At 50.3% G+C, this 19,367-nt stretch carries 16 protein-coding genes and 3 tRNA genes; 14 read left to right on the top strand and 5 right to left on the bottom strand.

What is annotated here, in order from left to right; translation table 11 throughout:
* Positions 1-81 precede the first annotated feature (81 nt).
* The 8 genes from ACQ4MZ_RS00810 to ACQ4MZ_RS00775 all read left to right on the top strand — a co-directional run bounded on the left by ACQ4MZ_RS00810 (position 82) and on the right by ACQ4MZ_RS00775 (position 6,569).
* Positions 82-291 (top strand): heavy-metal-associated domain-containing protein, encoded by a 210-nt coding sequence (locus ACQ4MZ_RS00810; RefSeq protein ID WP_430841992.1) that lies wholly within the window; start codon positions 82-84, stop codon positions 289-291.
* A 65-nt stretch (positions 292-356) separates the two neighbouring features.
* Complete coding sequence (locus ACQ4MZ_RS00805; protein ID WP_430841990.1) at positions 357-821, top strand: hypothetical protein; 465 nt, start codon at positions 357-359, stop codon at positions 819-821.
* Positions 822-914: 93 nt separating this feature from the next.
* Complete coding sequence (locus ACQ4MZ_RS00800) at positions 915-3,140, top strand: TonB-dependent receptor (RefSeq protein WP_430841988.1); 2,226 nt, start codon at positions 915-917, stop codon at positions 3,138-3,140.
* 7 nt (positions 3,141-3,147) lie between these two features.
* Positions 3,148-3,717, top strand: a complete 570-nt coding sequence (locus tag ACQ4MZ_RS00795; RefSeq protein ID WP_430841986.1) for a helix-turn-helix domain-containing protein — start codon at positions 3,148-3,150, stop codon at positions 3,715-3,717.
* Between the two features lie 59 nt (positions 3,718-3,776).
* The gene (locus ACQ4MZ_RS00790) at positions 3,777-4,013 is read left to right on the top strand and encodes a heavy metal-binding domain-containing protein (RefSeq protein WP_430841984.1); all 237 of its coding nucleotides are present in this window, start codon (positions 3,777-3,779) and stop codon (positions 4,011-4,013) included.
* Positions 4,014-4,033: 20 nt separating this feature from the next.
* Complete coding sequence (locus ACQ4MZ_RS00785) at positions 4,034-4,375, top strand: heavy-metal-associated domain-containing protein (RefSeq protein WP_430841982.1); 342 nt, start codon at positions 4,034-4,036, stop codon at positions 4,373-4,375.
* Positions 4,376-4,393: 18 nt separating this feature from the next.
* A complete protein-coding gene (locus tag ACQ4MZ_RS00780) occupies positions 4,394-5,779 on the top strand; it encodes a hypothetical protein (protein ID WP_430841980.1) in 1,386 nt (461 codons plus the stop codon).
* Between the two features lie 49 nt (positions 5,780-5,828).
* Positions 5,829-6,569 (top strand): class I SAM-dependent methyltransferase, encoded by a 741-nt coding sequence (locus ACQ4MZ_RS00775; protein ID WP_430841978.1) that lies wholly within the window; start codon positions 5,829-5,831, stop codon positions 6,567-6,569.
* Here ACQ4MZ_RS00775 and ACQ4MZ_RS00770 read toward each other — a convergent pair whose 3' ends face one another.
* The 4 genes from ACQ4MZ_RS00770 to ACQ4MZ_RS00755 all read right to left on the bottom strand — a co-directional run bounded on the left by ACQ4MZ_RS00770 (position 6,570) and on the right by ACQ4MZ_RS00755 (position 10,870).
* A complete protein-coding gene (locus tag ACQ4MZ_RS00770) occupies positions 6,570-7,088 on the bottom strand; it encodes a DUF6691 family protein (RefSeq protein ID WP_430841976.1) in 519 nt (172 codons plus the stop codon). It abuts the gene before it with no gap.
* A 12-nt stretch (positions 7,089-7,100) separates the two neighbouring features.
* Positions 7,101-7,676, bottom strand: coding sequence for a YeeE/YedE family protein (locus ACQ4MZ_RS00765; protein WP_430841974.1), 576 nt, complete (start codon positions 7,674-7,676; stop codon positions 7,101-7,103).
* A gap of 108 nt (positions 7,677-7,784) precedes the next feature.
* Positions 7,785-9,176, bottom strand: coding sequence for an MBL fold metallo-hydrolase (locus tag ACQ4MZ_RS00760; RefSeq protein ID WP_430841972.1), 1,392 nt, complete (start codon positions 9,174-9,176; stop codon positions 7,785-7,787).
* Between the two features lie 308 nt (positions 9,177-9,484).
* Complete coding sequence (locus tag ACQ4MZ_RS00755; RefSeq protein WP_430841970.1) at positions 9,485-10,870, bottom strand: MATE family efflux transporter; 1,386 nt, start codon at positions 10,868-10,870, stop codon at positions 9,485-9,487.
* A gap of 336 nt (positions 10,871-11,206) precedes the next feature.
* Here ACQ4MZ_RS00755 and hflX point away from each other — a divergent pair, with 336 nt between their 5' ends.
* From hflX to ACQ4MZ_RS00730, 5 genes are all read left to right on the top strand, one after another.
* Positions 11,207-12,442 carry a GTPase HflX gene (gene hflX, locus ACQ4MZ_RS00750; protein WP_430841968.1) on the top strand — a complete coding sequence of 412 codons (1,236 nt, stop codon included), beginning with the start codon at positions 11,207-11,209 and terminating at the stop codon, positions 12,440-12,442.
* 111 nt (positions 12,443-12,553) lie between these two features.
* A tRNA-Arg gene (locus ACQ4MZ_RS00745) sits at positions 12,554-12,659 on the top strand.
* A 30-nt stretch (positions 12,660-12,689) separates the two neighbouring features.
* Positions 12,690-12,795, top strand: a tRNA-Arg gene (locus ACQ4MZ_RS00740).
* A 30-nt stretch (positions 12,796-12,825) separates the two neighbouring features.
* Positions 12,826-12,897: transfer RNA gene (locus ACQ4MZ_RS00735), tRNA-Arg, on the top strand.
* An 846-nt stretch (positions 12,898-13,743) separates the two neighbouring features.
* Entirely contained in the window at positions 13,744-14,964 is a 1,221-nt protein-coding gene (locus ACQ4MZ_RS00730) for an inositol-3-phosphate synthase (protein WP_430841966.1), read from the top strand.
* A gap of 41 nt (positions 14,965-15,005) precedes the next feature.
* Here the strand turns inward: ACQ4MZ_RS00730 and ACQ4MZ_RS00725 are convergent, their stop codons facing one another.
* Positions 15,006-15,773 (bottom strand): DeoR/GlpR family DNA-binding transcription regulator, encoded by a 768-nt coding sequence (locus ACQ4MZ_RS00725; RefSeq protein ID WP_430841964.1) that lies wholly within the window; start codon positions 15,771-15,773, stop codon positions 15,006-15,008.
* Positions 15,774-16,173: 400 nt separating this feature from the next.
* Between ACQ4MZ_RS00725 and ACQ4MZ_RS00720 the strand changes: the two genes are divergently transcribed.
* Positions 16,174-19,347, top strand: a complete 3,174-nt coding sequence (locus tag ACQ4MZ_RS00720; RefSeq protein WP_430841962.1) for a carboxypeptidase regulatory-like domain-containing protein — start codon at positions 16,174-16,176, stop codon at positions 19,345-19,347.
* Positions 19,348-19,367: the final 20 nt, after the last annotated feature.

Genomic DNA, 19,367 nt, shown 5'->3' with positions numbered 1-19,367 from the left:
ACCCCAAACCGGCACTGCCGATATTTGTAAAACAATTTAACACATAACCTATCCCGCGGGAAACGGGAGATTTTAGTAAACATGGAAACCTTGCAATTCAAAACCAATATCAAATGCGGCGGGTGTGTCGCTTCTGTTACACCGTTCCTGAATGGAGATGAAAATGTTGAAACCTGGGCAGTCGATCTGGAAAGTCCGGACCGTGTGCTGAAAGTCGAAACGAGCCATTCGCCGGAAGAAATTCAGGAGTTGATTAAAAAGGCTGGATATGTAGCCGAAGAAATTGCCTGATAATTAGTATTTTTGGCCCGGAATCTGAATTTCGGGCCAATTCAATAGCCTTTGCCAGCATTCAAATGAAAAACAAACTGCACCAATCGATCACCATCCTGATGGCCTTCCTCGTCCTGCTAAGCAGTACCGGGTTTGTGCTGACAGAGCGCCATTGCGCTGTGATGGGAGGCAAATCGGTGCAGCTCGTAGGCAAGTCCACAGAAACCTCCTCCAAGCCCAAAGTTGCTTCCTCCTGCTGTGCCAAACGCGCGGCATTGAAAATGGCTAAAGGCACATTCTTCGAAAAGGCAGCCTGCTGCAAGGAAAGTAAGAAGCTCGAAAAACTGGAAGTAGCGTCAGTTGATTCGCAATTGCTCGCGAAGTTGCTCAAATCGGTGGCGACAGGGGTCACCTGGGCGGTTACGCGTTACCAGTTTATCCAGGCCGAATGGACGCTTCCTGCCCCCTTCTTTTCCCCCGACATATCCTTCACTTCCCGCCTTCATGGGAGAAGTATGCTCGCATTTATCCAATCGTTCCTGATTTGATATCATTGAATAACAGCCGTTTAATGCAAGATCGCCGCATTTATGTCGACGATTCGGGCAATGAGTCTTTTATTCCAATGAATCCATGTAATCATGAACAAATACCTTCTGGGAGGGTTACTTCTACTCATAACCTCTTCCATCTATGCACAACGTATAACCGGTTCGGTCAACGAACAGGAACCGCAAACCAGGAACCTGAAACCCATCACCGGTGCCAATGTATACTGGTCGGGCACCACGCAGGCTACGGCTACCGATGAAAACGGCCGGTTCAGCATTCCACGTTCGGCGCAATCGGCCTTGCTGGTCGTCAGCTTCGTCGGATTTCGGAACGATACCATCAAAATTGGCCAGGAAAGCGACTTGCAGGTTGTACTGCAAAGCGATCAGACGCTCGACGAAGTGGTAGTCAGGGCTGGAAATACGTCTATCGACAGGCTTTCTCCCCACCAAACAGAAATCATCACAACCCGGGCGTTGGCCAAGGCAGCGTGCTGCAATCTTTCCGAGAGTTTTGAAACCAATGCATCTGTTTCCGTCTCATACAGCGATGCGGTGACAGGCTCCAAACAGATCCAGATGCTTGGACTGAACGGTACTTACATTCAGACCAACGTCGAGAACATTCCTTCCATCCGCGGGCTAGCATCTACATTCGGACTCAATTTCGTTCCCGGAACCTGGATCCAGTCGATTGATGTCGGCAAAGGTGCCGGCTCGGTCGTGAATGGCTATGAATCGATGACCGGGCAGATCAATGTCGAGCTTCAAAAACCGGATACACAGGAAAAACTATATCTGAATACCTACGTCAACAATTTCGGACGCGGGGAAGTGAACCTGAACCTCGCGCACCAGCTGAACAAAAAATGGAGCACCGGACTGCTTACACACGGTAGTACGCTGCGTAACCGCGTCGACAAAAACAACGACGGCTTCCTCGACCTGCCCCTTTACACGCAATACAATGCCGTGAACCGCTGGAAGTATCAGGGCGATAAATTAATGGCCCAATTTGGGGTAAAAGCACTTTATGAAGACCGCCTGGGTGGCCAAAAGAGCTTCGAACGTGAAATGAAAGGCACTACCCAAGCCTATGGTTTCGGTGCCAAAGTGAACCGCTACGAGTTTTTCTCGAAAATTGCACGGTTGTTCCCCGAGCAACCCTACAAAGGACTTGGCCTGATTCTGAATGCCTCTATTCATGATTCGAAATCCTATTTTGGACTAAATAACTATGATGGAACGCAAAAAACACTTTACGGAAACCTGATTTACCAATCGATTATTGGCAATACCAACCACTCCTACAAAACCGGTATCAGCTACATGCTCGATAATTATGATGAGGTTTACAAGGATATCCGTCTGAAACGGAATGAGTCGGTGCCGGGCGCATTTTTTGAATACACTTATAATCACCTCGATAAATTTGTGATGGTAGCCGGCGGACGTGTGGATTTCCACAATCTTTATGGCACGCAATGGACGCCGCGGCTGCATTTGAAATACAACCTTACCGACCAGACGACTTTACGCGCATCAGCGGGCCGGGGGTTCCGGGCCTCAAATCCGCTGGCGGAGTACTATGGAAACCTCGTGAGCTCGCGCAATGTGATTTTCCGCGAAGCCGTCCGCCCCGAAGTGTCGTGGAACTACGGTGCCAGTGTTACACAGGAGTTTAAAATCGGTGAAATGAGCGGGAATTTCATCATGGATTTCTACCGGACGGATTTTGAAAACCAACTCGTGGCAGATATGGAAGATCCTCGTTACATTCGCTTTTATAACCTTGAAGGAAAGGCTTTTGCCAATAGCTTCCAGGCCGAAGCGAACCTGACGCCCGTCAAACGACTCGAACTGAAACTCGCATACCGCCTTTTCGACGTGAAACAAAGCATCCGCAATGTGTACGACGAGAATACTCTACAGCCGAGAATGATGGTGAGCCGCGACAGGGTACTTTTCAACGCCGGGTATGCCCTGCCTTACGACAAATGGAAATTCGACGCCACTGTGCAGTGGAACGGCAAAAAACGGATTCCCTACATGGGACACGTTCCCGACCACCACGTGCCGACAGACCTGACATCGACCTGGGCTCCATCGTTCTACAATTTCAACGCGCAAATCACACGTACATTCCCAAAATGGGATATTTACCTCGGTGGCGAAAACCTCGCTAATTTCCGTCAGAAAGACCCGATCATGGGTGCCAGCGAGCCATTCGGCCAGCATTTTGATGCGGGAATGGCCTGGGGGCCGGTTGTAGGGCGAATGATTTATGCAGGAATGCGTTATAAGATTATCAGATGATTTGACTATGAAGTTATATATCAAAAATATGGTGTGTGACCGCTGCAAGCGGGTGGTGCGGGAAGAACTGAACGGGCTGGGAATTGATTTGACTTTCGTCGAACTTGGCGAAGTGGAAACCGTAGCGGAGGTAAATACCGATAAGTTGCAACAGGTGAAAACGGTGCTGGAAGCGAATGGTTTCGAGTTGCTCGATGACCGCCGTCTGGCTCTGGTGGAGCATATCAAAACGCTCGTGATCGACGAGGTACAGAATTTGAAAGGTAACAAACCCGCTCAGATGAATTTTTCGGATTATCTGTCGGAAAAGATCGGCTATGAATATTCGTACCTGAGCAACCTGTTTTCTTCCGAAACCGGGCAGACGATCGAGCAATATATCATCGCCCAGAAAGTGGAAAAAGTAAAGGAATGGCTTTCCTACAACGAACTGACTTTAAGCGAAATAGCATGGCGTCTTTCGTACAGCAGCACGGCGCATTTGAGCAACCAGTTCAAAAAAGTGACCGGCATGACGCCCGGAGAGTTCAAAAAAGGCGCACTACAGCGTACTGCGCTCGACCAGGTGGGGAATTAATGATCGGTATCCAATTATTATAAAATATTCGCTATTAATTATTATTAAATTTCCATTATATGAACAAAATCATTGTTACCTCCCTGCTGTTCTTATCCGTTGCATGTTCGGGAAACAAATCTGAAAAAGAGGGCGCGGCTACCGAAACACACGCCGTGAGCGAGAAAAAGTATGCCTGCCCGATGAAATGCGAAGGAGAAAAGACGTATGCAGAGGCTGGCAAATGCCCGGTTTGCAAAATGGAGTTAAAGGAAGTAGCACTGGCGGAAACCGATACAACAGCACATCAACACTGATTTTTTAAATTGACCAGATTATGAAAACGACCATTTTGAGCATTATAACCGCCCTGTTCCTGGGCCTGAATATCGCCTACGCCGATGGTACCAAAGAGGTGAAAATCAAGACTTCGGCCATTTGCGAAATGTGCAAGGCGCGCATTGAGCGCAACCTGGGCCTTTCCAAAGGCGTGAAAGAATCGAATCTCGATCTTTCCAGCAAGGTGATTACCGTGAAATATAACCCGGACAAAACCACCGCGGAGGCCATCAAGGCGACGATTAACAAAACCGGCTATGACGCCGACGAGCTACCAGCCAATCAGAAGGCACACGACAAGCTTCCGAACTGCTGCCGCAAAACTGCCGCAGCACATTAGTCACGAAATTACTTCGTCATGTTTCTCAACAAACTCATCTTATTGACGACAGCCGCCGGAATGGTGGCTGCCACAGTCCCTGCATTTGCCCAGCACGAGCACCATCAAGAGCCTGCGAAAGACACTACCGGCCATCAAATGCACAATATGAAAAGCATGGATCATGCGCAAATGAGCCACGAGAACTCATCACACATGACCCACAGCTTCTCATTGAGCCTGCCCATGACCCGCAATGGCTCCGGTACCGGCTGGCAGCCCGACGCCACGCCCATGTACGCCTACATGAGGCACGGCAGCAAATGGAACTATATGCTGCACGGGAGCATTTTCCTGCGGTATACCGCTCAAAATTTCAATAACGACGGCAAAAAAGGCTCCGATTCGAAGTTCAGCGCACCCAACTGGTTTATGGGAATGGCCCAGCGACAGGTGGGCAAAAACGGTTTGCTGAACCTCCGCGCGATGGTTTCTCTCGATCGGCTCACCGATGGCGGCGCGGGCTACCCGCTGCTTTTCCAGTCCGGCGAGAGCTGGAAAGGCGAGCCGCTTATCGACCGACAGCACCCGCACGACCTTATTTCGGAACTTTCTGTCGGTTATACCCAGCGGATCAATGATAAAGTCGACCTGACGATTTACGCGGGCTATCCCGGCGAGCCTGCCCTTGGCCCTACGGCTTTTATGCACCGGATGTCGGCATTCAACAACCCCGATGCGGTGCTCGGCCATCATTGGCAGGACGCTACGCATATCACATTTGGTGTGGTGACGGCGGGTGTCCGCTATGGTAAATTTAAACTCGAAGGCTCCTCATTTACCGGTCGCGAACCGAACGAAAACCGCTTTGACTTCGATAAGCCGCGCTTCAATTCTTACAGTTACCGGCTATTGTTCAACCCGTCAGCCAATTGGGCGTTACAGGCCTCCAGAGGTTTTATCAAAAGCCCCGAGCCGCGCGAGCCCGACGAGGATGTAGACCGCACGACCGCTTCGATACAGCACTCGGGTAATTTGGAAGGAAAAAACAGATGGATTTCCTCTACGCTTGTATGGGGTTTGAATGATGCCGGCGAACACCACAAGGAACATTCTGTTCTGGCTGAATCCAATCTGCAACTCGACAAATGGGCTCTTTATGGCCGCTATGAATGGGTGCAAAAAAGTGTCGGTGAGTTGGGGTTGGATACAATCTACGGCAGACAGGGGTTCGTAACCCTGCCAGTTTCCATGTTTTCTCTCGGTTTGAACCGGCAGATCGCCTCGTTCAGCAATACTTTATTGCAGGCTGGAGCTCAACTGAGCTTATACAAACCAGATCACCAGTTGGAGCCTTTTTATGGCAAGACGCCGCTTTCCGGGCAGGTCTACCTGCGCATTACACCCGCGCTCATGCGTATGTAAGGGGACTTTTTTAGTAGTTTTGGGTTTTAATTTAAACCAAAATACCGCCGTGGCCTGGTACCATACCTATTTCAAAGGACTCCCGCAACGCGCCTGGAAACTAAACCAGGACGAAGAATACACTGATTACGAGGTCGATTTCCTGCGGGATGTACTTGAAATAACGGCGGACAGCAAAGTACTCGACGTATTGGCCGGCTATGGAAGGCACGCTATTCCGCTCGCAGAGCAAGGCACGGCATTGACCTGTATCGATATTTCACAGGAATATTGTGAGGAATTACAGGGCATCAGCAGTAAGCAGCAACTACCGATAGAAGTCATTTGTGCAGATGTGTTGAACTACCAACTCCCCGAAGCCTCATTCGACGCCGCATATTGCTTTGGAAATAGTTTCAGCTTTTTCCCACGGGGAGATATGCAGCTATTTATCAACCAGATTGCCGCAGCATTAAAACCGGGCGCTCACATCGCGATCCACACCGAAAACCTCGCCGAAAGCATCTTGCCTAATTTCCAGACGCGCAACTGGATGCCGGTGCAGGACGACATTGTTTACCTGGCGGAAAACGAGTACCGTGCCGAAGGCAGCTACATTGAGGCTGAACAAACCTTCATTTCCGGCCCTGAGAAAGTGACTCACAGCGTCCGCCAGCACATTTACACCCTCGGCGAGCTTACTTATATGTTTGAACTGGCCGGACTACTCGTGGTAGGCACATTCAGCAACCTCGAAGCGGACCCGTTCATGCTAGGCGATGAGCAATTGTACCTTGTGGCGCGCAAGTAATCAATGCGGGAGCCGCGCGCGGACTAAACCGTAAATCCACGTTCCCGCAATGGCGCTCAGCAAAGTAATGGACACAGCCAGGTAACCTGCACCAATCTGCGCAAACAATGGCCCCGGACAAGCGCCGGTGATGGCCCAGCCGGTACCGAAAAGCACGCCGCCGTAAATCTGTCCTTTGTCAAACGTTTTGTCGGCGATGCTCACCATTTCGCCCGATAATGTTTTGATATTAAACTTCTTAATGAGCCAAATCGAAACGAGCCCGACCACAACCGCCGAGCCGATGACGCCATACATATGAAACGAATCCAGGCGGAACATTTCCTGAATGCGGAACCATGAAATGATCTCTGCTTTCAGAAAAACAATCCCGAAAATAATACCTACGACCAGGTATTTCAGGTTCGCAGTAAAACCCTCGGCGGATTGCTGGCGGTTTGCGCCGTCGCACCCGTCGATTTTGATATTGTCGAAATCCCTATCGGCAGATTCTTCGAGGGACTGATGTATCTTTTCCATACTATTTCAAGTTTAACGAGCCAGATTGAGCAATAAAGGAAGGAGCAAATGTGTGCTGACAAACCCTCCGATCATAAAACTGACCGTGGCCACCAGCGAGGGCCATTGCAAATTCGAAAGCCCCATGATCGCATGTCCTGACGTGCAACCACCCGCATAACGCGTCCCGAAACCGACTAAGAACCCTCCTAACACAAAAAATATCAGGCCTTTCAAGGTAAATACATTGCTTAAAGCAAAAATATCCGTCGGCATCAGTCCCGAAAAATCCTGCACGCCCATAGCTGCCAGGCTCTGCCGTGTATCCTCGGTCACCACGATAGCATCGGGATTAGCCAGCCAGAAGTTTCCCACAAACCCGCCAACCACGATTCCCGCCACAAAAAACAGGTTCCACGCCTCTTTTCGCCAGTTGTATTTAAAAAACGGCAACCCCGCCGGTATCACCGCCGCGCAGATATGCCGAAACGACGACGATATGCCAAACGACTTATTCCCCAGCAGGAGCAACACCGGCACGGTAAGCCCGATCAGCGGCCCGGCAACGTACCACGGCCAGGGGGATTTGAGCAGTTCGATAATTTCCATGTTAATATATCGGATTAATATAGTATTTAAATATAAAAGAATTCCAATTACTTAACGTTTCCGGATCGCTTTGGATTTGCTTTTAATCTACAAATAATCAATCGAAAATCACGCCTCGGCGAGTACCGGCACGTTGGTTTTGACCACGGCACCGTAACCTCCTTCGATATTCACGACGTCGTCGACGCCGCGGGATTTCAGGATGGAGGCAGCGACCATCGAGCGGTAACCCCCTGCGCAGTGAATATGCAGTTTGCGATCTTTCGGAAATTCCGGCATGAGGTCATTAATGTAATCTAAAGGCAGATTCCGCGCTCCCTCGATATGCCCTGAAGCAAACTCATCCGGCTTGCGCACATCGATTACTTCCAGACTACCCGATTCAAAGCGCCTCGCAAATTCATCGGCACTGACCGATTCGACGGTGTCGATTTCTTTCCCAGCCTGCTTCCAGCTCTCGAAACCGCCATTGAGATAGCCAATGGTATAGTCGTACCCTACCCGTGCAAGGCGTGTTACCACTTCTTCCTCTCTACCCGGTTCAGTGATGATCAACAATAATTGTTTCAAATCGGGGATCAATGCACCTACCCATGGGGCAAAACTACCGTCGATGCCGATATTGATGGAATTGGGAATAAAACCCTTGGCAAAATCCGCCGGTTTGCGGGTATCGAGGATCAATGCCCCGGTATTGTTGGCTTTCGCTTCAAAAGCCTCCGGCGATAATCCCTGATGCCCGCGTTCGAGCACGTCGTCGATGCTTTCGTAGCCGTCACGGTTCATTTTGACGTTTTCCGGGAAATACTGAGGCGGCTCTGTGAGGCCGGCTGTTACTTCCTTAACGAATTCCTCTTTGGTCATGTCCGCGCGTAATGCATAATTGAATCGCTTCTGGTTGCCCAGCGTGTCGGACGTCTCCTTGCTCATATTTTTGCCGCAAGCCGAGCCTGCACCATGGGCAGGGTAAACGATCAAATCGTCCGGCAGCGGCATTATTTTCGAACGGAGGCTGTCGTACAGGATTCCAGCAAGGTCGTCCATCGTCAGATCGCCTTTTTGGGCTAGATCCGGACGACCTACGTCCCCTATGAACAGCGTATCCCCACTGAACAATGCCACCGGCTTGCCGGATTGATCGATAAGCAAATAGCTCGTCGATTCCATCGTGTGCCCGGGCGTGTGCAATGCCCGGATCACTACGTTACCCAGCTTGAATTCTTCACCGTCTCGGGCGATATAGGCTTTAAAACCGGTTTGCGCACCGGGACCATACACAATCTCCGCGCCGGTCTTTTCCGCCAGATCGATATGGCCGGAAACGAAGTCCGCATGAAAATGGGTTTCAAAAACATACCGGATTTTAGCACCGATTCTCTCGGCTTTCTGAATATAGGGCGCGACTTCGCGCAACGGATCGATCACCGCGGCTTCACCATTTGAAACAATAAAATAAGCGCCCTGCGCCAGGCATCCGGTATATATCTGTTCTATTTTCATGCTTTCCGCGGTTATGTGACGATTTGATTAGTGGTCAGGTGTTGTCAGGTTTGGTCAAGTCTAGTCAGGTAATTGTTAAGAGGGCCAGTTTTAACAGATTTATCGGCAACAGCCAAAACCTCGCAACTAATCATCACAACCCGTAACCATTCCTGACAGTTCCTGACTACTCCTGACCACACTTGACAACACCTGACGACCACTTCTCTACCTCCGCCGTACAAACACCAGGCAATACCGCACCACGATCAGAAAACTCCTGACCAAGCCCAACACTATATGACTTCCCCGAATGATTCCAGGCATATTTACACTTTAACGACCTTCCATCCCCCAAGACGGAATCGCCAGATGCCCAGCATGGCCAGGACGGACTCCGCAATGGGTACCGCTGCAAAAACTCCAACCGGTCCGAAATCCAGGATAACGGCCAGTACATACGCAGTAGGGATTTGCACAGCCCAGAACGCGATCAGGTTCAGGACTGTCGGCGTTTTGGTGTCACCCGCGCCATTCAGCGACTGGATCACCACCATCCCATATGCGTAAAACCCATAACCCATACAAAGTACCCGTAATGCCAGCTTCCCCGTTTCCACTACATGCGGCTGGGAACTGAACAGGCTGATAATGTCCTCGGCGCCGACAAACATGACGACTGCAAGGACTCCCAGGAATATCAGGTTAAAAGAAGCGCATTTCCATACCGACGCTTCGGCGCGTTCCGGTTTCTCCGCTCCCAGATTCTGCCCCACCAGCGTTGCGGCTGCATTGGCTAATCCCCACGCCGGCAACAATGTGAACATGATCACACGAATAGCAATGGTATAACCCGCCACCACGTCACTGCCGAACTCGGAAAGAATGCGTGTCAGGAAAATCCAACTCGCGGAGCCGATCAGGAACTGAACCGTACCGCCGGTCGCAATTCTGACGATCGCCTGGATGGTTTCAGGGTTCGGTTTAAGGTCTTCCCAAAGCAAGCCCAACGCCTTTTTACCCTTGGTTAGTGAAAATAGCTGATACCCTACCCCAATGGTACGTCCTGTGGCTGTGGCCAACGCCGCACCTGTTACACCAAGCTCCGGGAATGGCCCGATACCGAAAATCAGGATTGGTCCGAGAAGCATATTGAACCCGTTGGCGATCATCAGCGAACGCATGGCCGTGGCTGCTGCACCCGCTCCGCGCAATGCGCCGCTCAAAGAGTAGAGCAATACCACCACGGGGCTGCTCAGGAACTGGATCCGGGCGAAATTGGTACCCGTTTCGATCACCTTATGATCGGCACCCATCATCCGGAGAATGTCGCCCGCCAGCAGGTAACCTGCCACAGCCGTCACCGACGAGATCGCCAATGAAATGAATATCACCTGTCCAACCGCATGCCGCGCCTGGTCCAGGTTTCCTTCCCCGGTGCGCCGGGCAATGGTAGCCGTAGCCGCCGTGCTAAGACCGATCGCGAGCGAGTACACCAGGGTAATCACGGATTCAGTAAGCCCGACCGTCGCGACAGCCTCAGTACTTACTTTTGAAACAAAGAAAATATCAACCACCGCGAACAGCGACTCCATGACCATTTCCAGGATCATGGGTACGGATAGCAAGAAAATGGCACGGTTGATGCTTCCTTCGGTAAAACTTTCTTCGGAGCCACGAATAGCCTCACGAAGCAGTGTAAACCACTTTTTCATGGATAATAAAAATTTGCAATAATGGATAAATAGAAATTGTGCGACCCGCAATGGGTCGTAAAAAAGTGCCTGTTAAAAGGCGGAGACTGAATTGTGGCTAGGCATTAGCCGAAGATGAGCACCAACATAGGCGTTAAGAATTTCGGCAAAGATACAAAAGTCTTTTCCGAATAATCAAACCAAAAAATGGATTTGTTAAATGCTAAATGTAATTTCACAAATTCCCGCGATGAACTTTTGCGATTGGCAAACCGTTGCAACTCTGCCCCTTTTCCGGCATTTGGGTATGCCATCGCAGGATTTTGAGCCGGAACAAAGACACAAAAACAACAGTGCATGATTGATAAGAAAAAATTATATTCGACAGCTGCCAAAAAGGAAACGGCCGTTCTGGTTGCTGTAAGCACCCAAAAGCAAAACGCCGAAAAGACAAAGGAATACCTGGAAGAACTCGCGTTCCTGGCCACTACGCTCGGCGTAGAGACCGTCCAGACTTTCACGCAAAACCTCGAACGAACCGATATCCGGACTTACACCGGAAAAGGAAAACTCGAAGAAATCCTGATCTACGTCACTGCCAACCCGGTGGACATGATCATTTACGATGACGATCTTACGCCTTCACAGGTCCGCAACCTCGAAGCTGTTTTCAAGGATATCAAGGTCATTGATCGCAGCTTGCTGATCCTCGCCATTTTCGCGATGCGCGCCCAGACAGCTCAGGCAAAATTGCAGGTGGAACTCGCGCAGTACCAATATATGTACCCGCGGCTAACCCGCATGTGGACGCACCTTAGCCGCCAGTCGGGTGCGGGCGTAGGTATGCGAGGTCCCGGTGAAACCGAGCTCGAAACCGACCGCCGGATCGTGAAAGACCGGATTGCATTCCTGAAAGAGAAGCTGGAAAAAGTGGATAAGCAAAGCGTTACCCGCCGTAAAGAACGCGACCGCCTTGTCCGCGTGGCCATTGTAGGTTACACCAACGTAGGTAAATCGACCTTGATGCGTAACCTCTCAAAAGCCGATGTCTTCGCCGAAAACAAACTCTTCGCGACCGTCGATTCAACTGTGCGGAAAGTGAACATGGAGAATATCCCTTTCCTGCTCACAGACACCGTCGGTTTTATCCGCAAATTGCCGACAACACTCATCGAGTCCTTCAAATCGACCCTCGACGAGGTACGCGAAGCGGATATTCTGATGCACGTCGTGGACATTTCGCACGCTTCATTCGAAGAACATCTGGATGTTGTAAACAAAACTCTGGAGGAAATCGGCGCGGCTAACAAACCTTCGATACTGGTTTTCAATAAAATAGACTTGTACAAACCGTCGTACAACGACGAGGATGAAGAAGAAGGCGAAGCGCCATCGACCCAGGACGTGCTCAACCAGCTAAAACGAAGCTACATCGCCGAAAAAGCCGATCACGTAGTTTTCATCTCGGCCCAGGAAAAGGAAAACATCGACGAATTGAAGCGGATGCTATTTTCCCTGGTGAAGGAAAAACACTTCTCCATTTATCCCAACTGGCTGGATCTTGGTTACACGCCAGTAGAAACAGAGGAATAATCATTTGTAATTCAAACGAATTTTTCTCAGTTTTGCACCCCGATTACCGCTAATTGGGCTCGATTCCCGTCGCGGTCACGAAAGTGAAATGTTACGTTCTTTATAAATATTGACTGCGTAGTTCAACGGATAGAGCGGCCCGCCGCCCGATAGGAGTTTCCTAAACTCTAGATATGGGTCCGGGGTCGCGCTCGACCGATTCTCGTCGCGGTCACCAAAGTGAAATGTTACGTTCTTTATACATATTGACTGCGTAGTTCAACGGATAGAGCGGCCCGCCGCCCGATAGGAGTTTCCTAAACTCTAGATATGGGTCCGGGGTCGCGCTCGACCGATTCTCGTCGCGGTCACCAAAGTGAAATGTTGCGTTCTTTATACATATTGACTGCGTAGTTCAACGGATAGAATAGGAGTTTCCTAAACTCTAGATATGGGTTCGATTCCCGTCGCGGTCACGAAAGCCAGGCATTATGTCTGGCTTTTTTGCAACATAGGTTGAGATTTTGTTTAGATCTGTCAAAATAAACATCACTAATCTGACCGAATAGAAAGAAAGCTGGAAGGCACCCCATCCACCAGCCAAACTCCATTCTCAGAAACAAGAAACTCGTACCCCGCCTCGCGCATCCCATCGTGTCAACTTCAAAAATCACCGGCTTTCCGTAGCGAGCGCCGACTTTTCGGGCGGTTTCAATATCCATCATCACCTTTCTCAGCTAAGCGATCTGGTCAATTGTGAAAGGACTGAGGAAATGAGGCTTCTTTCCCAACTTTCTCAAAACAAAGCCATTAACTTCCCCTGCCGCGACGTATTAAGATGCTTTAATACAACCAAGCTCCTAACCCCGGGATAATAAAACTTTTACCGGCACCCTTCTCGCGGCCTGAGGCCGGATCCTCTCCCGCGCGAAGGAACATTTAGAAACAGATAACAGATCGACAGCAAGCGCGTCGCATTGCAGGACGCTTCGCGGCTCGGCCAAACGGTGTTTTGGGTGTACAACTGTATTGCCCGAGCAAGGGAACCTGTTTGTGAGCTATATGCGACACTATTTGTAGTTTTCAAATGCCACGGAGGCACGAAGGATCACGAAACTTATTCGTGTTCGCTTCGTGCCTCCGTGGCATTATCGATATATATAAAATCAAACATAAATTACGTAATGCAAACGTTTGCATAAATATCCAATTGCAGTTGCATTTTCAGCAATCAATGCTTTATTTTGACTCAAATTCAAGTATTTTATATTTATTAAAATATTTTAAAAATAATTTTTCATCATAAACTTAGATTATTGGAAATGTCAAATATTAATCAAAAGATAAAAGTGGCGATTGTGGGCGTCGGAAACTGCGCCAGCTCGCTGGTACAGGGCGTTGAATATTATACCCGCTATTCAGAAAAAACTTCAGGACTCATGGCTGATAACATCGGTGGTTACCGTGCCGAAAACATCGAGTTTGTCTGCGGTTTTGAGGTAGATGAGCGCAAAATCGGGTTAAAATTGAAGGACGCCATTTTCACAAAACCCAATTGCGCGATCGAACTGTACACCGACATTACCACTGAAGCGCCGATTTACCGCTCGCCCGTACTCGACGGCGTTTCCCCGCAAATGCTCGCCTACCCTGCCGACAACCGTTTCGTAGTAAAAGAAGAACTGAAAGAAACCGACCTGCTCACGAGCGGCGAAAGTTATAATGAAGCATTAACGGCCACCATCCGCCAGGAAATCATTGCGCACCTGCGAGCGCACGAAGCCGAGGTGCTGATCAATTACCTGCCGGTGGGATCGCAGTTAGCAACGGAGTTTTATGCAGAAATCTGCCTCGAACTCGGCATTTCGCTGGTGAACTGTATTCCGGTATTTATCGCATCCGACCCGGAATGGGAACAGAAGTTCATTGATGCGGGCATCCCGCTGATCGGCGACGACATGCGAAGCCAGTTTGGGGCCAGTATATTGTCGCAAATGTTGCAGGAACTGGCCTTCGAGCGTGGCCACCACGTGAAAGCCCATATCCAGCGTAACGTAGGCGGCAACACCGACTTCCTGAATATGGAGGACAAAAACCGCCTGAAGTCGAAGAAGATATCGAAAGAAAATGTAATCCGCGCGCAAAACGACATCCGCGGCATCTCTACGGCCAACAGCTTCCTGCACGCGGGGCCATCGGAATACATTGCATTTTACGGCGATAACAAAGTGGCCAATTTCCGCTTGGAACTGGAAGGCTTTATGGGCTCGCCAGTGACACTCGACGCACAACTTTCGGTACAGGATTCGCCCAACTCGGCAGGTGTAGTGATAGATGCTATACGTTATGTCTACGTCGCGCGCGAGATGGGGCTGGTAGGCGCATTACGCGGACCTTCGGCAGCAACGCAAAAGACCCCGCCGCAGCAAATGATGTTCGCCGATGCCACTTATGAATGCCATGCACTGGCCAAACGCGAACTCACTGCATCGACCAGGAAGCAGCTGAAACTAAGCTACGAGCTGGCCGACAAAATGGATTAAAGAGCAGACTTACTTTCGTAAACCCTTACTTTCCTAAACCCTTACCTTCCTGCGACCAGCACCTTTACGCCGCGGTCTTCCAGGGATTTGACGGCCTCGTCCGACACGCCGGCATCGGTCACGATGTACTGCACCTGGTCGAGGTCGCAAATTTTTCCGATCCCCCGTTTGCCAAACTTCGTATGATCGGCAAGCACTACCACAATCTGCGCGGTGCTGATCATCTTCTGATTCAGCCCGGCCTCCGTCAGGTTGCTGATCGACAGCCCAAAATCGAAGTCGATCCCGTCGACACCGATAAAAAGTACGCCGCATGAAATATGGTCGAGAATATACTCGGCATAGGAACCGGCTACCGACGACGAGTTCTGGCGAATCAACCCGCCTAGCTGCAACACTTCTACATTCGGCCGGTTACTGAGCTCCAATGTTACCTTCACGGCCGGCGTAATCACCGTAATCTGCTTCGTCGGGTACAGGCAGCGCGCCAGCTCAAACACGGTCGTACCCGATCCGATCATGATTGAATCAGTTTGCCTGATCAGCGTCAACGCTTCACGCGCAATGCTCTGCTTTTCATCGGCGTTGATAAATTCTTTCTCATTGATAGGCCGCTCCACGGCATAGGGATTGTTGAGCGAACCTCCGCCGTGTGTCCTGAACAGTAAGTTCTTGTCTTCGAGGAGTTTCAGATCCTTCCGGATCGTCACGCCGGAAACCTGCATTTGCTCGGAGAGCTGCACGATACTCACCGTACCCGCCCTTTTCAGCTCCTGCAAAATGAATTGATGCCTTTCCGTAATAGTCATTTTGATACACTTTGAAAGCAAGTATAACCATAGTTCCCCGAACGCGGAAACCCGCTCACATACCCACTCCCAGCCATCTTGCCAGATTTATTTTTCAAATAGAAATAATACAAGGTAAAGCGTAAAAAGTGCCAGGATTACTACCCTAGGCAGGTATTATCATATTGTTAACATTCCAATTCCTAGGTTTCGTTTGCTTAAATAAACTTTAATTTTGTTTAAATAATTTAATTTCACTTTGTTTGTGTCGCTATTTGGCTATAATATTTCATGATTTTTATATCAATTATACCAAAAAGAACCTCGAAAGGCCTCCAAGGCGCCGGAGACCGATCGAAAAGTGAAATAAATTTTAACACATCATTATGAAAATGTAAAATTTAGATCTACTCAAACTCCCATGAAATCCCTTAACATTTATCTCGCAGCCGTCATGCTGCTGCTGACGCTGCTCTCGGGAGCGCACCGCGTGTACGCACAGGCCACCGATGCCTCGATTACCGGCACAGTCAAGGACGCAACAAACAATGAACTGCTACCCGGCGCCACCATTACTATCCGCAATGACGCTACAGGCTTTGAAACGCATACCATTACCAATGCCAAAGGTGAATATGCTTTGCACCAGTTGCCTTTGGGTAAACCTTACTCGGTCAGCGCGTCGTTTGTGGGGCTCCAAACAGTGAAACAAACCGGCTATTCGCTCAATTATGGCGATAAACTGAATGTCGACATAATCCTTTCCGCTTCTGAAACTGCTTTGAAGGAGGTTGTTATTTCAGAAAAAGGGTTCGTCAAGGAAGTGCAGCAGGCGGGTGCATCTACCTCCATTACGGCGGCTCAGATCAAGAGCTTACCCAACGAAGGCCGCAATTTCACGCGCCTCAATAACCTGTCCCCCTTGCAGGGAGGCGATAATTTCAGTTTCGGAGGCCAGCGTGCTACCGGCGCGAATGTGACGATCGACGGGATGAACGCCAAGAACCAGTGGACTAACGGTACCGTTGCCGAAGGGCCTTACGCCATTTCCCTGGAAGCAATCCGCGAGTACAAGGTGATTACCAACGATTATGACGTTACCCAGGGCCGGCAATCGGGCGGGGCGATCAGCGCGGTGACCAAAAGCGGTACCAACAAACTGGAAGGCTCGGCATTTCTTTATTTCAGGAACAACACATTATCCAGCGGCTACGACATCCGTGGCGTGAAACGCGAACAGGATTTCAGCAATTATCAGTCAGGTTTCAGCCTTGGCGGGCCCTTGATTAAGGATAAACTGCATTTCTTCGTCGCCTACGACCGTCAGGACGCAAGCCAGCCGCTCGTGATCGCCGATATTAAAAGCGCCGACGACGAGCAACGCTACGGAATCCGGAAAGACACGCTCGACAAGCTGATCCGCATTGCTTCCGAGCTGTATGGATTAAAAGGGCAGCAATATGGCCAGTTCCCCCGCAAGACCACTACCAACACCGCGTTCGTGCGCCTCGACTGGCAGATCAACCAGAAGCACAAACTGACGCTCCGGAGCAATACTACCCGCTATGTGTCACCCTTCAACGAAGGCGACAACTCGAATATCAACCTGCTGGAATCCTATAACAATTTCAAGGACGTTTCGACCACCGCGATGGCCGCTTTGCGCTCGTCGCTCAATCCGAGGCTGACCAACGAGTTCAAGGTACAATATATGTATTCCTACAAACCAAAGACGCCGCAGAGCTACCTGCCGTTTTCGAACATCCCCCGAGCGATCGTTAATGTGACTTCTCCTTTCCCGACCGAGGCTAATCCGAATGCGACGCAAACCAAGTCGGTACAGTTCGGCGGGCAGCGTTTCAGCCCGGAATCCAACCGCATGAAGCAGGTGCATTTGAGCAATACTGCTTACTGGAATACCGATAAGGTTAATTTCACATTCGGTACCGATAATATGCTCACTTACATGGAAACTTATCTTTCCAGCGAGCAAAATGGTCGTTTCTTCTTCAACAGCCTCAGCGACCTGGCCGCATTGCGCCCGTACCGCTACGCACGCGAGGTACCGTTGAAAGGTGCACCGATCGTGGAACAAACCGTACTCGACATTTCCGCATTCGCGCAGGCTGAATATAACCCGATCCGCGACCTGAACCTTGTACTCGGCGTGCGCTACGACGCCACGGCATTCCTGACGAACGGAGATTACAATGCGACCGTCGACAAGACATTAGGCGTGCGGACGGACATTAAACCGCAGGATTGGAACAACATCCAGCCACGTTTCCAGGTAACCTGGGATATGGGCGGCCGCAAGAAGGATATTCTCAAAATCGGCGGGGGTATGTTCTCATCGCAACCGCATTACTACTCGCAAGTGAACAACATCCAGAACAGCGGCACCATGGTAGGTGCGATTGACGTCACCGGTGCAGCCGTTCCGAAACCCGATTTCAATGCCTATCGCAACGATCCGTCCACGATCCCCGGTATTCCGCAGGGCGTGAGCTACATTTCGACGATCAACGCGGTGAACAAGGATTTTCAGGTGCCAACTACGTACAAGGCCAACATTAACTACAACCACTTCTTCGGCGACCGCATCCGCGTGGGTCTGAATGCGATCGTGGGTCGCACGGTGCATAACTATGTGTATGTAGACCGCAACCTGGCCGATAACCCGGCATTCAGGCTCACCAATGAGGATAACCGCGGGGTATTCGTGCCAGCCGCAAGCATTTCTGCCAAAGGCGTTACCGACTGGCTGCAATCCCGCAAGACGGCGGATGTTGGCCGCGTGCTGGAGCTGATTTCTACCGGTAAGTCCAACCAGCTCACATTTGTAGCTGACGCGAGCATTCGCATTGGAAATGACGGGTATGTAAATGCGAGCTATACCATCAACTCGGCGAAGGATAACTCCTCCTACAACTGCTGTGTCGCCAATACCTCCACATTCCTGCCCGTAAAAGACGACCCGCGCAACCTGAACTACGGCTATTCCGACCAACAGTTCCGCAACAAGCTTGTCATCAACGGCGCAGCACCATCCTGGAAAGGTTTCCAGCTCGGCGCAACGCTCATCGGCATCGGCGGCACCCGGTATAGCTTCCTGGTGGGCGGCAATACCAGTTTGAATGGCGATTTTGTATTGACCAATGACCTGGCGTATGTGTTTGATCCAAACAGCCCGAACACTCCCGAGAACATCCGCAAGGGCATCAGCGACCTGCTGAGCAACCCGGAAACCGACCAGAGCGTGAAGGACTATATCAATTCCAATATCGGGCAGGTAGCCAAGCGGAACGGCGGTTCCAACCCGTTCTACACCACTGTTGACCTGCGTCTGACCAAGGCATTCAGCATTGCCAAAGGCCATAACCTCGAATTTTCGGCCGATGCCTTCAACTTCCTGAACATCCTGAACAAGGAATGGGGCCGCAACTACAACCGCGGCAACACCAACCTGCTCAACATTACCGGGTTCGACCAGGCGAAGCAGCAGTACAACTATTCGGTACAGAACATTGCCACCCGGCCGATCGGCGGAACGCCATGGCGCATTCAGCTGGGTGTGAGATATTCGTTTAACTGACCTTTTTCATATTCCTAAAT

Origin of the sequence: Dyadobacter sp. BHUBP1 (assembly GCF_050587785.1) — a bacterium.
Taxonomy (GTDB): domain Bacteria; phylum Bacteroidota; class Bacteroidia; order Cytophagales; family Spirosomataceae; genus Dyadobacter.
This window is presented reverse-complemented; position numbering and strand designations above follow the sequence as displayed.

Excerpts from the sequence above, each read along its gene's own strand:
- ACQ4MZ_RS00810 (WP_430841992.1), top strand. The coding sequence starts at position 82 with ATGGAAACCTTGCAATTCAAAACCAATATCAAATGCGGCGGGTGTGTC.
- ACQ4MZ_RS00805 (WP_430841990.1), top strand. The coding sequence starts at position 357 with ATGAAAAACAAACTGCACCAATCGATCACCATCCTGATGGCCTTCCTC.
- ACQ4MZ_RS00800 (WP_430841988.1), top strand. The coding sequence starts at position 915 with ATGAACAAATACCTTCTGGGAGGGTTACTTCTACTCATAACCTCTTCC.
- ACQ4MZ_RS00795 (WP_430841986.1), top strand. The coding sequence starts at position 3,148 with ATGAAGTTATATATCAAAAATATGGTGTGTGACCGCTGCAAGCGGGTG.
- ACQ4MZ_RS00790 (WP_430841984.1), top strand. The coding sequence starts at position 3,777 with ATGAACAAAATCATTGTTACCTCCCTGCTGTTCTTATCCGTTGCATGT.
- ACQ4MZ_RS00785 (WP_430841982.1), top strand. The coding sequence starts at position 4,034 with ATGAAAACGACCATTTTGAGCATTATAACCGCCCTGTTCCTGGGCCTG.
- ACQ4MZ_RS00780 (WP_430841980.1), top strand. The coding sequence starts at position 4,394 with ATGTTTCTCAACAAACTCATCTTATTGACGACAGCCGCCGGAATGGTG.
- ACQ4MZ_RS00770 (WP_430841976.1), bottom strand. The coding sequence starts at position 7,088 with ATGGAAAAGATACATCAGTCCCTCGAAGAATCTGCCGATAGGGATTTC.
- ACQ4MZ_RS00765 (WP_430841974.1), bottom strand. The coding sequence starts at position 7,676 with ATGGAAATTATCGAACTGCTCAAATCCCCCTGGCCGTGGTACGTTGCC.
- ACQ4MZ_RS00760 (WP_430841972.1), bottom strand. The coding sequence starts at position 9,176 with ATGAAAATAGAACAGATATATACCGGATGCCTGGCGCAGGGCGCTTAT.
- ACQ4MZ_RS00755 (WP_430841970.1), bottom strand. The coding sequence starts at position 10,870 with ATGAAAAAGTGGTTTACACTGCTTCGTGAGGCTATTCGTGGCTCCGAA.
- hflX (WP_430841968.1), top strand. The coding sequence starts at position 11,207 with ATGATTGATAAGAAAAAATTATATTCGACAGCTGCCAAAAAGGAAACG.
- ACQ4MZ_RS00730 (WP_430841966.1), top strand. The coding sequence starts at position 13,744 with ATGTCAAATATTAATCAAAAGATAAAAGTGGCGATTGTGGGCGTCGGA.
- ACQ4MZ_RS00725 (WP_430841964.1), bottom strand. The coding sequence starts at position 15,773 with ATGACTATTACGGAAAGGCATCAATTCATTTTGCAGGAGCTGAAAAGG.
- ACQ4MZ_RS00720 (WP_430841962.1), top strand. The coding sequence starts at position 16,174 with ATGAAATCCCTTAACATTTATCTCGCAGCCGTCATGCTGCTGCTGACG.